General features: G+C 41.0%; 8 protein-coding genes and 1 tRNA gene. All 9 read left to right on the forward strand.

Going from position 1 to position 12,696, the window contains the following annotated elements; translation table 11 throughout:
* The first annotated feature begins 108 nt into the window (after positions 1-108).
* The 9 genes from ABID39_RS04580 to rpoC all read left to right on the forward strand — a co-directional run bounded on the left by ABID39_RS04580 (position 109) and on the right by rpoC (position 12,617).
* Positions 109-184 (forward strand) — tRNA-Trp (locus ABID39_RS04580).
* 203 nt (positions 185-387) lie between these two features.
* Positions 388-600, forward strand: coding sequence for a preprotein translocase subunit SecE (secE, locus tag ABID39_RS04585; protein WP_354186503.1), 213 nt, complete (start codon positions 388-390; stop codon positions 598-600).
* Positions 601-621: 21 nt separating this feature from the next.
* Entirely contained in the window at positions 622-1,152 is a 531-nt protein-coding gene (nusG, locus tag ABID39_RS04590; RefSeq protein WP_354186505.1) for a transcription termination/antitermination protein NusG, read from the forward strand.
* A gap of 144 nt (positions 1,153-1,296) precedes the next feature.
* Positions 1,297-1,725, forward strand: a complete 429-nt coding sequence (gene rplK, locus ABID39_RS04595) for a 50S ribosomal protein L11 (RefSeq protein WP_354186507.1) — start codon at positions 1,297-1,299, stop codon at positions 1,723-1,725.
* A gap of 4 nt (positions 1,726-1,729) precedes the next feature.
* A complete protein-coding gene (gene rplA, locus ABID39_RS04600) occupies positions 1,730-2,434 on the forward strand; it encodes a 50S ribosomal protein L1 (RefSeq protein WP_354186509.1) in 705 nt (234 codons plus the stop codon).
* 368 nt (positions 2,435-2,802) lie between these two features.
* Positions 2,803-3,321, forward strand: a complete 519-nt coding sequence (gene rplJ, locus ABID39_RS04605; protein WP_354186511.1) for a 50S ribosomal protein L10 — start codon at positions 2,803-2,805, stop codon at positions 3,319-3,321.
* 101 nt (positions 3,322-3,422) lie between these two features.
* The gene (rplL, locus tag ABID39_RS04610) at positions 3,423-3,794 is read left to right on the forward strand and encodes a 50S ribosomal protein L7/L12 (RefSeq protein WP_354186513.1); all 372 of its coding nucleotides are present in this window, start codon (positions 3,423-3,425) and stop codon (positions 3,792-3,794) included.
* 285 nt (positions 3,795-4,079) lie between these two features.
* Complete coding sequence (rpoB, locus tag ABID39_RS04615) at positions 4,080-8,231, forward strand: DNA-directed RNA polymerase subunit beta (protein WP_354186515.1); 4,152 nt, start codon at positions 4,080-4,082, stop codon at positions 8,229-8,231.
* A gap of 174 nt (positions 8,232-8,405) precedes the next feature.
* Positions 8,406-12,617, forward strand: a complete 4,212-nt coding sequence (gene rpoC / locus ABID39_RS04620) for a DNA-directed RNA polymerase subunit beta' (protein ID WP_354186517.1) — start codon at positions 8,406-8,408, stop codon at positions 12,615-12,617.
* Positions 12,618-12,696 lie beyond the last annotated feature (79 nt).

Here is a 12,696-nt window from a genome sequence, read left to right on the forward strand (position 1 = left end):
TTTGCTATTCGTGAAGGTGGTCGTACTGTTGGTGCCGGTATCGTTTCTAAGATCATTGAGTAAATAAAAGACATCTTTATTGTTAAAGATGTTTTAGTCTTGGGAATTAGGGGTATAGCTCAGTTGGTAGAGCGGCGGTCTCCAAAACCGCAGGTCGCGGGTTCAAGTCCTGCTGCCCCTGCCAAAGGCGAGTAAGATTTTAGCTTTAAGGAGGTAGTTTTCTGCCTTCTTTGCTTTTTTCTATATAGGGGTTGTTTTTTTGTATATGAATCTGTATTGAATAGTGAGTGAGGAAGCTGTAGAAGGCTGAAGATGAGTTTTTTATGTTTTTTCGTATTTGTTTTGTTGTATAGATACAATAAGGTTAAAGAGAGTGTAGTGTGACCAATGGCATCTAAAACCAATCCAGTTACCTTTTTAAAACAGGTTTATGTAGAAACAGCTAAGGTGAAGTGGCCTTCGCGTCGTGAAACAGTAATTTCCACTATTATGGTATTATTTGTGACGGTATTGGCTTCAGTTTTCTTTTTTGTTGTGGATCAGATTATGCATTTTGGTATCTGGAGAGGGATTGATTTCTTAAGATATCTTTTTGGTTGATAGTGCTAAGGAAGTATGACTGTGGCTGTTCGTTGGTATATTGTTCAAGCTTATTCGAATTTTGAAAAGAAGGTAGCAGAAGCTATTGAAAAAGAGGCTAAGCAAAAAGGGCTTGATCATCTTTTTGAAAAGATCTTTGTTCCCACAGAGCGTGTTGTTGAAGTTCGTCGTGGGCGAAAGGTTGATGCAGAGCGGAAATTTTTTCCTGGTTACGTTCTTGTTCGTGCCGATTTGACAGATGAGCTTTATCATCTCATTAAGAATACTCCTAAAGTGACGGGTTTTTTGGGATCGGATTCGCGTCCTGTTCCCATTTCTGATCGAGAAGTTGAGCAAATACTTAAACAAGTTCAAGAAAGAGTTGAAAGCCCAAAATCTTCTGTACTATTTGAAGTTGGAGAACAAGTGCGCGTTGCTGATGGTCCTTTTATTTCGTTTAATGGGATTGTTCAAGAGGTTGAAGAAGAACGTTCCCGTCTTAAAGTAGAGGTGTTGATTTTCGGGCGTCCTACGCCTGTTGATTTGGAGTTTGGTCAAGTTGAAAAACTCTGATTGAGCTTAAGGTGATTTTTGATCATTTTGAGTAAGTGGTGGGAGGTGAGTTATGGCTTTTGTCGGCTTGATAAACCGGACCACTCAACTGCAGTAGGTAATGGATAGGTTTTCCCTTACTAGTAAAATAGAAGGCAGATTATTATGGCAAAAAAAAGTATAGGTCAGCTCAAATTGCAGGTCCCTGCAGGAGCGGCTACCCCGTCTCCACCAATTGGTCCTGCCCTTGGTCAACGTGGTATTAATATCATGGAGTTTTGCAAAGCGTTTAATGCGGCTACGCAGGAAATGGAAAAGGGTGCGCCAATTCCAGTAGTTATCACTTATTATCAAGATAAGTCTTTTACTTTTTCTTTAAAAACGCCTCCTGTATCATTTTTCTTAAAAAAGGAAGCAAATTTGAAATCTGGTTCGAAAGAACCCGGTAAGGTGTCTGTGGGAAGCATTTCTCGTGATAAAGTTCGTTCAATTGCAGAGGCAAAGATGAAGGATCTTAATGCAAATGACATTGATGCGGCGATGCGCATGGTTGAAGGTTCTGCCCGCTCTATGGGCTTAGAAGTGGTGGGCTAGTATTATGGGAAAAATAGCAAAGAGAATAAAAAATATCCGCAAAGATATTGATTTTAATGAGCTTTACGCTTTAAAAGATGCAGTTTCAATGGTTAAAGAGCGTGCAGTTGCCAAGTTTGATGAAACGATTGAAATTTCAATGAACTTAGGTGTTGATCCTCGTCATGCTGATCAAATGGTTCGTGGGGTTGCTCATTTGCCAAATGGAACGGGTCGGAATATTCGTGTCGCTGTTTTTGCACGTGGGGATAAGGGCGAAGAGGCTAAGGCTGCAGGTGCTGACATTGTAGGAGCTGAAGATTTGTTTGAGAGCATTAATGGTGGGACGATTGATTTTGATCGTTGTATTGCGACGCCAGATATGATGCCTCTAGTTGGTCGTCTTGGAAAGATTCTTGGTCCACGTAGTTTGATGCCAAATCCAAAAGTTGGTACTGTAACACTTGATGTTGCTGGTGCTGTTAAAGCTTCTAAGGGCGGTGCTGTTGAATTTCGTGTAGAAAAAGCTGGTATTGTGCACGCTGGTATTGGGAAGGCTTCTTTTGGGGTTGAGAAAATAGTAGAAAATATTAAAGCTTTTGCTAGTGCTGTTATTAAGGCTAAGCCACAAGGTGCAAAAGGTGAATATATTAAACGTGTTGCTATTTCTTCGACTATGGGTATTGGAATTAAAGTCGATCCTGCAACGGTTCGTTCTGAGCAAGTGTGAATAGATTTTTAATTTTGTTTTGGGGTGTGTGAATAATAAAATTGTATTTAGGGTGTCGGTTTTCATCGGCATTTCGCCATCTGAGCTTTAGTGAGCTTGGGTTATACCGGAAAGAATTCCGGAATATCCTGTCCGAGATTGTGGGTGATGCTATTTGAGCATCTTAATCAAAAAGCCTGCATGAGACTGGGGTAAGAACTGTAGAGTTAAAAGACTTAAAGGGTTTGAACCAAGGTTACCTTTGATCGCAGTGGCGTGAAAAAGGGGACAGGATCCTCATCGGTAACATAGAGTATTTAGAGTATTTTATGTTATCAAAGGTAACCAACGGGTTTGTGTTAAGCAAACCTGTTAAATGGAGAGAGACAGTGAATAGAGCGGAAAAACGCGAATTTGTTACATGGCTTAACGAGGCTTTTCAAAAGTCTGGTTCTGTTATTGTTGCACACTATTCCGGTCTAACAGTTTCACAGATGAATGATCTTCGTTCTAAAATGAGTGAAGCTGGTGGTGCCGTTAAAGTTGCCAAAAACCGTCTTGCTAAAATCGCTCTTCAGGGCACGGAGTCTGAATCAATAGTGAGTTTGTTTACTGGGCAAACTCTTATTGCTTATTCAGAAGATCCAATCACAGCACCTAAAGTTGCTGTTGATTTTGCAAAAAGCAATGACAAATTTATCATCCTTGGCGGTGCAATGGGTGCAACGAGTTTGAGTGTAGATGCTGTGAAGTCTTTGGCTTCATTGCCTTCACTAAATGAGTTGCGGGCGAAACTCGTGGGTATGATTTCTACTCCTGCGACCCGTATCGCACAGGTTGTTAATGCGCCTGCTGGTCAGGTTGCTCGTGTTGTTGGTGCATATGCTCAGGGGAATAAGGCGGCTTAAGGCTGTTTTTATTCACGTTTATGGAAGAGCTTTGATGTTTTTCTATTTTTTGAATAAATTTTTAATAATGGTTCAAATCTTTTAATTGAAGGAATTTAAAAATGGCAGATCTAGCGAAGATCGTAGAAGACCTTTCTAACCTAACCCTTTTGGAAGCTGCTGAGCTTTCTAAATTGCTTGAAGAAAAATGGGGAGTTTCGGCTGCAGCTCCTGTAGCTGTGACTGCCGCCGCTGGTGCTGCTGCTCCGGCTGCTGAAGAAAAAACAGAATTTGATGTTATTCTTGTTGATGGTGGTGCGCAGAAAATTAATGTTATTAAGGAAGTTCGTGCTCTTACTGGGCTTGGTCTTAAAGAAGCTAAAGATCTTGTTGAGGGAGCACCTAAACCTGTTAAAGAAGGTGCTTCTAAGGATGAAGCAGAAAAAATTAAATCTCAACTTGAAGCTGCTGGAGCTAAAGTTGAACTTAAGTAAATTTTATTTGATCGGCGGGCATATATGTTCGCCGATTTCCTTTCTCTTGAAAACAAGGGAGATGATCAGGGAAAACTTTCCCAACGGTTTTGTAGCTGTAATGGGGATGGGTTTTACTCTTAGTTTTCTCACTATAGAGCCAAATAACTAAATGGTTTGTGTGAGTGGAAAAAGTTAATAATACTCATTATCGAGTATAAAGTGAACTGGTCTGCAGGTGCAGGTTAATGACATAAGACTTTCAAGGTTTAATTTACCTTGAAGAGCAAAGATCAAGGAGCGACGATGGCTCAAACCCTAGCGATGATGTCTCAATTCAATGGTCGTAAACGCGTACGCAAGTTTTTTGGTAAGATCCCTGAAGTAGCAGAGATGCCGAATCTTATTGAGGTTCAAAAAGCGTCATACGATCAGTTTCTCATGATTGAGGAACCAAAAGGTGGAAGACCAGATGAAGGTTTGCAGGCTGTTTTTAAATCGGTGTTTCCTATTTCGGATTTCTCCGGTACGGCTATGCTCGAGTTTGTTGGTTATGAATTTGATTTACCAAAATTTGATGTTGAAGAATGTCGTCAGCGTGATTTAACTTATGCTGCACCGTTAAAGGTTATATTGCGTTTAATTGTTTTCGATATTGATGAGGATACTGGTTCAAAAGATATCAAGGACATTAAAGAGCAGGGCGTCTATATGGGCGATATGCCTTTGATGACGACAAATGGTACTTTTATCATTAATGGTACAGAGCGTGTTATTGTTTCACAGATGCACCGTTCTCCAGGTGTTTTCTTTGATCATGATAAAGGGAAATCGCATTCATCAGGAAAATTTCTTTTTGCTGCTCGTGTGATTCCTTATCGTGGCTCATGGTTGGATATCGAGTTTGATGCTAAAGATATCATTTATGCGCGTATTGATCGGCGGCGTAAAATTCCTGTTACGAGTCTTTTGATGGCATTAGGGATGGATGCATCAGATATTTTGTCGACTTTTTATAATAAAATTACTTATGAGCGGGATGGAGATGGATGGCGTATTCCTTATTCTGTTGATCGCTTTAAAGGAATGAAGCTTGTTTCTGATCTTATAGATGCAGATAGTGGTGAAGTTGTTGCTGAGGCTGGTAAAAAGCTTACGGCTCGTATTGCAAAAGCTTTAGCTGAGAAAGGTTTAAAGGCAATTAAAATCAGTGAGGATGATTTACTAGGCTCCTATCTAGCGGAAGATATAGTCAATTACCAAACAGGTGAGATTTACCTTGAAGCTGGTGATGAAATTGATGAAAAAATATTAAAGATTTTGTTAGATGTTAATGCGGATCAGATTAACATTCTCGATATTGACCACATGAATATTGGAGCATACATCCGCAACACTTTAAAAGTCGATAAAAATGAAAGTCGACAAGATGCATTATTTGATATTTATCGTGTAATGCGTCCAGGTGAGCCACCAACAATGGATACGGCAGAAGCTATGTTCCATTCGTTATTTTTTGATCCAGAGCGTTATGATCTTTCGGCTGTTGGTCGTGTTAAGATGAATTTGCGTATGGATCTTGATTGTCCAGATACAGTTCGTATTTTGCGCCAAGAAGATATTCTTGCTGTTGTTAAGATGTTGGTTGAGCTGCGTGATGGTCGTGGTGAAATTGATGATATTGATAATCTTGGCAATCGTCGTGTTCGTTCAGTTGGGGAATTGATGGAAAATCAATACCGCATTGGTTTGCTTCGGATGGAGCGTGCGATAAAAGAGCGTATGTCGTCGGTTGAAATTGATACAGTCATGCCACAGGATTTGATTAATGCAAAACCTGCTGCTGCAGCGGTTCGAGAATTTTTTGGGTCTTCGCAATTATCGCAGTTTATGGATCAAACCAATCCATTGTCAGAGATTACCCATAAGCGTCGTTTGTCCGCTCTTGGTCCAGGTGGCTTGACACGTGAACGTGCAGGTTTTGAAGTTCGTGATGTGCATCCCACACATTATGGGCGTATTTGTCCAATTGAAACGCCAGAAGGTCCTAATATTGGTTTGATTAATTCTTTAGCGACATTTGCGCGGGTTAATAAATATGGTTTTATCGAAAGTCCGTACCGTAAAATTATTGATGGTAAAGTAACAACAGAAGTTATTTATCTATCAGCTATGGAAGAATCCAAGCATTATGTAGCTCAAGCCAATTCTTCATTGGATGCAGAAGGACGCTTTACGGAAGAGTTTGTTGTTTGCCGTCATGCTGGTGAAGTTTTAATGGCTCCACGGGATCATGTAGATTTGATGGATGTTTCACCAAAGCAGTTGGTCTCTGTTGCAGCTGCTCTTATCCCGTTTTTGGAAAATGATGATGCGAATCGTGCGTTGATGGGATCAAACATGCAGCGTCAAGCGGTTCCGCTTGTACGTGCTGAAGCTCCATTTGTTGGTACGGGAATGGAATCAGTGGTTGCTCGTGATTCAGGTGCAGCTGTTAGCGCGAAGCGTGGTGGCATTGTTGACCAAGTTGATGCAACCCGTATCGTTATCCGTGCGACAGAAGATTTAGATCCTTCAAAATCTGGTGTTGATATTTATCGCTTACAGAAATTTCAGCGTTCTAATCAGTCTACTTGTATTAACCAGCGTCCTCTTGTGCATGTTGGAGATCTGATAGAGAAGGGTGATATTATTGCAGATGGTCCTTCTACGGATCTTGGTGATTTAGCTCTTGGGCGGAACGTTCTTGTGGCTTTTATGCCTTGGAATGGATACAATTACGAAGATTCTATTTTGCTTTCTGAACGTATTGTTGCCGATGATGTTTTCACCTCGATTCATATTGAGGAGTTTGAGGTTGCTGCACGTGATACAAAGCTTGGTCCTGAAGAGATTACGCGTGATATTCCTAATGTTTCAGAAGAGGCGCTAAGAAATCTTGATGAAGCTGGTATTATCTATATTGGTGCTGAAGTTCAGCCTGGTGATATTTTGGTTGGAAAAATTACACCAAAGGGTGAAAGTCCTATGACTCCAGAAGAAAAGCTTCTGCGCGCAATTTTTGGGGAAAAGGCTTCAGATGTTCGTGATACTTCTATGCGAATGCCTCCTGGAACTTTCGGAACTGTTGTGGAAGTTCGTGTTTTTAATCGTCATGGTGTGGAAAAAGACGAACGTGCGATGGCGATTGAGCGTGAGGAAATCGAACGCTTAGCTAAAGACCGTGACGATGAGCAGTCAATTCTTGATCGCAATGTTTATGCACGTCTTTCTGATATGTTGATAGGTAAAGTTGCTGTAGAGGGTCCAAAAGGTTTCTCGAAAAGCAAGGAGCTTGATACTACAGTAATAAATCAATACCCACGGTCACAGTGGTGGCAATTTGTTATTGAAGATGAAAAGCTTCAAAATGAAATTGAAGCTTTACGGAAGCAGTATGATGAGTCAAAAGAGGCATTGCAACGTCGCTTTATGGATAAAGTTGAAAAGGTCCAAAGAGGCGATGAAATGCCCCCTGGTGTGATGAAAATGGTAAAGGTTTTTGTGGCTGTGAAGCGCAAAATCCAGCCAGGTGATAAGATGGCAGGACGTCATGGTAATAAGGGGGTGGTATCGCGTATCCTTCCGGTAGAAGATATGCCATTTCTTGAAGATGGGACACATGCTGATATTGTGTTAAATCCGCTTGGGGTGCCTAGTCGTATGAATGTGGGGCAGATTCTTGAGACGCATCTTGGTTGGGCGTGCGCCGGTATGGGCAAGAAAATTGGTGATTTGCTAGAGTTATATCAAGAGACTGGGAATATACTTCCTTTACGTCAGCGTATTGAGAACCTTATGCCTGATAATGATCATAATGAGCCAGTGCGCCAGTATGATAATGAAAGCCTTTACAAATTGGCGCAGCAAATGAGGAAAGGTGTTTCAATTGCAACACCTGTTTTTGATGGAGCACATGAAGCTGATATCAACATGATGTTAGAAGATGCAGGTTTGGATAGCTCAGGACAAGTTACGCTTTATGATGGTCGTACTGGAGAGCCTTTTGATCGTCCAGTGACGGTGGGTTATATTTACATGTTGAAATTGCATCACCTTGTTGATGATAAGATTCATGCGCGTTCGATTGGTCCTTATTCACTTGTCACGCAGCAACCATTAGGTGGTAAGGCCCAATTTGGTGGTCAGCGTTTTGGTGAAATGGAGGTCTGGGCGCTGGAAGCTTATGGTGCTGCATACACATTGCAGGAAATGTTGACAGTAAAATCAGATGATGTGGCTGGTCGAACAAAAGTCTATGAGGCGATTGTACGCGGTGACGATACATTTGAGGCTGGTATACCTGAAAGTTTTAATGTGTTGGTGAAGGAAATGCGTTCACTTGCTCTTAATGTAGAACTTGATGATGCACGTGAGCTTATTGCACAAAGAGCATTAACTGATACAATAGAACAATAATTCACTGAGCGCACTGAGTTAAAGGTGCGCTCTGATTGTTCTAAAAGGATAAAGAAGAAATTTCTATTAAGGTAAAACAGACAGTTCAAGAATTAGAAATAAGCCTTAAACAGATCTGTGATAAAATTAATGAGATATTACAACAGGTTCTAAGAATCTTTTAAGGAGAACAGCATGAACCACGAGGTCATGAATCTTTTCAATCCTCAAGCGCCAGCGCAAACATTTGACTCTATTCGTATTTCCATTGCGAGCCCTGAGAAGATTTTATCTTGGTCGTATGGTGAGATTAAGAAGCCTGAGACTATTAATTATCGGACTTTTAAACCAGAACGTGATGGTCTTTTTTGTGCTCGTATATTTGGTCCGATTAAAGATTATGAATGTCTATGCGGTAAATATAAACGCATGAAATATAAAGGCATTATCTGTGAGAAATGTGGTGTAGAAGTTACTCTTTCGCGCGTACGTCGTGAGCGTATGGGACATATTGAGCTTGCAGCACCCGTTGCGCATATTTGGTTTCTTAAATCGCTACCAGGACGCATTTCCACACTTTTAGATTTAACTTTGAAGGATATTGAACGAGTTCTCTATTTTGAAAATTATATTGTAACGGAGCCAGGATTAACATCTCTGAAGCTTCATCAGCTTCTTTCTGAAGAAGAATATATGCTTGCTATTGATGAGTTCGGAGAAGATCAGTTTACAGCCATGATTGGTGCTGAGGCTATTTATGAGCTTTTAGCTAGCCTAGAGTTAGAAAAAGTCGCGAATGATTTGCGCATTGAATTAGCGGAAACATCTTCGGAGTTAAAGCAGAAAAAGCTGATTAAGCGGCTTAAAATCGTTGAGAACTTTCTTGAATCTGGCAATAAGCCAGAGTGGATGATTATGAAGACGATTCCGGTCATTCCGCCAGATTTACGTCCGTTGGTTCCGCTTGATGGTGGACGTTTTGCGACATCAGATCTGAATGATCTTTATAGGCGTGTCATAAATCGTAATAACCGCTTAAAGCGGTTGATTGAATTGCGTGCTCCTGGGATTATTGTGCGTAATGAGAAGCGTATGGTGCAAGAGGCTGTTGATGCATTGTTTGATAATGGCCGGCGTGGGCGTGTGATTACTGGAGCCAATAAACGTCCATTAAAGTCTCTCTCAGATATGCTGAAAGGGAAGCAAGGACGTTTCCGTCAAAACTTGCTTGGAAAGCGTGTTGATTATTCGGGGCGTTCTGTTATCGTGACGGGGCCTGAATTAAAATTGCATCAATGTGGTCTTCCCAAAAAAATGGCTCTTGAATTATTTAAGCCATTTATTTACGCGCGACTTGATGCGAAGGGGTATTCATCGACTGTAAAACAGGCGAAAAAGCTTGTTGAAAAAGAACATCCAGAAGTTTGGGATATCTTAGATGAGGTTATCCGTGAGCATCCTGTTTTACTGAATCGGGCTCCTACATTGCACCGTTTGGGGATTCAGGCTTTCGAGCCTATTCTGATCGAAGGGAAAGCTATACAGCTTCATCCATTGGTCTGTACTGCTTTTAATGCGGACTTTGATGGTGATCAAATGGCGGTTCACGTTCCGCTTTCTCTCGAAGCACAGCTTGAAGCGCGTGTTTTAATGATGTCGACTAATAATATTCTTCATCCTGCCAATGGTGCGCCTATTATTGTTCCATCACAGGATATGGTTCTTGGTCTTTATTATCTTTCGATTCTTTCTGAAAAAGAACCAGGTGAGGGGATGGCTTTTTCTGATATAGGTGAACTCCATCACGCTCTAGAAAATAAGATTGTAACTCTTCATACGAAAATCAAAGGCCGTGTTAAAAATATAGGTCAGGATGGAAGAGAAGAAGCTAAGCTTTATGATACAACACCTGGCCGTTTAATTATTGGGGAGCTTTTGCCAAAAAATCCAAATATTTCGTTTGATATTGTCAATCAAGAAATGACTAAAAAGAATATTTCTAAAATGATTGATCAGGTTTATCGGCATTGTGGGCAGAAAGAGACGGTTATTTTTTGTGATCGTATTATGCAACTTGGTTTTTCTTATGCTTGTCGTGCAGGAATTTCATTTGGTAAGGATGATATGGTTATCCCTGATAGCAAGTCACGTTTGGTTACAGAAACGGAAGCTTTGGCTAAAGAGTATGAGCAGCAATACAATGATGGTCTGATTACGCAAGGTGAAAAATATAACAAAGTCGTAGATGCTTGGGGCAAATGCACGGATCGCGTTGCGGATGAGATGATGAAACGTATTCAAGCTGTTGAATTTGATCCTAAAACAGGTCGTCAGCGGCCAATGAACTCCATCTATATGATGTCGCATTCCGGTGCGCGTGGTTCTGCTAATCAGATGAAGCAGTTGGCTGGTATGCGCGGTCTTATGGCAAAGCCATCAGGAGAAATTATTGAAACACCAATTATCTCGAATTTTAAAGAAGGGTTGACCGTTAACGAATACTTCAATTCAACTCATGGTGCCCGTAAAGGACTTGCTGATACGGCGTTAAAAACAGCCAACTCTGGTTATCTAACGCGGCGTCTTGTTGATGTTGCGCAGGATGCTATTATTTCAGCAGTTGATTGTGGTACTGCAAAAGGGCTTACCATGCAGCCGATTGTTGATGCCGGACAAATTGTTGCTTCTCTTGGACAAAGAATTCTTGGTCGTACAGCGCTTGTTGATATTTTACATCCTGTTTCGGGAGATGTTATTCTTGAAGGCGGGGCGATGATTGAGGAATCTGATGTTATTAAGATTGAAGAGGCGGGCATTCAGTCTGTTCAAATTCGTTCTGCTTTGACCTGTGAAACGCGCCTTGGTGTTTGTGCAAAATGTTATGGTCGTGATTTGGCGCGTGGAACACCGGTTAATCAGGGTGAGGCAGTTGGTGTTATTGCTGCTCAGTCTATTGGTGAACCAGGAACACAACTTACTATGCGTACTTTCCACTTAGGTGGAACGGCGCAGGTTGTTGATTCGTCTTATTTAGAATCCTCTTATGAAGGTACTGTGGAGATTCGTAATCGCAATGTAGTTCGCAATTCTGAGGGACATTTGGTGGTTATGGGGCGTAACGTGTCTATCCTTATCAAGGATGAAACTGGGAAAGAGCGTGTTGTACATCGTGTGAGCTATGGTTCGCATATTTTTGTTGATGATGGTGATGTGGTAAGACGTGGTCAACGTATAGCGGAATGGGATCCTTACACACGTCCGATCTTAACTGAAGTTGATGGATATGTAGGCTTTGAAGACATGATTGATGGTTTATCAGTGACTGAAACAGCTGATGAATCTACGGGTATTACAAAGCGTTTGGTGATTGATTGGCGTGCTAATCCACGTGGTGCTGATCTAAAACCAGCCATTATTATCCATGCAGATAGCAAAGGTGAAAACATTGCTAAATTGTATAAGGGAGGTGAAGCCCGTTATATGATGTCAGTGGAGACCATTCTTTCTGTTGAGCCTGGTTCTCATGTTAAGGCGGGTGATGTTATAGCTCGATTGCCAATGGAAAGTGCTAAGACAAAAGATATTACAGGTGGTCTACCACGTGTGGCTGAACTTTTTGAAGCACGACGTCCAAAGGATCATGCTATCATTGCCGAAGTGAGTGGGACAATTCGATTTGGTCGTGGTTATAAGAATAAGCGTCGTATTATTATTGAACCAAATGATGAAACTCTTGAAGCAGTAGAATATTTGATTCCAAAGGGTAAGTTATTCCACTTCCAAGAAGGAGATCAGATTGAAAAAGGAGATTATATCCTTGATGGTAATCCAGCTCCTCATGATATCTTGGCAATTAAGGGTGTTGAAGCTTTGGCATCTTATCTTGTTAATGAAATTCAGGAAGTTTATCGTTTACAAGGGGTTTTAATTAATGACAAGCACATTGAAGTGATTGTTCGTCAGATGTTACAAAAGGTTGAAATTACTGAATCTGGAGATTCTGGTTATATTCCAGGGGATAATGTGGACCGTATTGAACTTGATGAAATCAATGATAATTTGATTGCAGAAGGGAAAAAGCCTGCATCTGGTAATCCTATCCTTCTTGGAATTACAAAAGCATCTCTTCAAACGCCTTCCTTTATTTCTGCAGCATCATTTCAAGAAACAACAAGGGTTCTTACCGAGGCAGCAGTTTCTGGAAAAATTGATACTTTGCAAGGGCTTAAGGAAAATGTTATTGTTGGTCGTCTTGTTCCTGCCGGTACAGGTGGTACGATTGCTCAAATCCGCCGTATTGCTGCAGTGCGTGATGATTTGATTGTTGATGAGCAGCGCAAATCTAGCAGTAATGAGATGGCGAAGGCTATGTTGACAAATATGACAACAGCGGTTGTTTCTGAATAGTTTGAATGCATAATAAAGGTTATAGAAAAGCGCCCAAATGTAGAATACGGGCGTTTTTTTAATTTTTAAGCGTGAAAGA

It is taken from the genome of Bartonella japonica, from assembly GCF_040545385.1.
In the GTDB taxonomy this organism is placed as follows: Bacteria; Pseudomonadota; Alphaproteobacteria; order Rhizobiales; family Rhizobiaceae; genus Bartonella; species Bartonella japonica.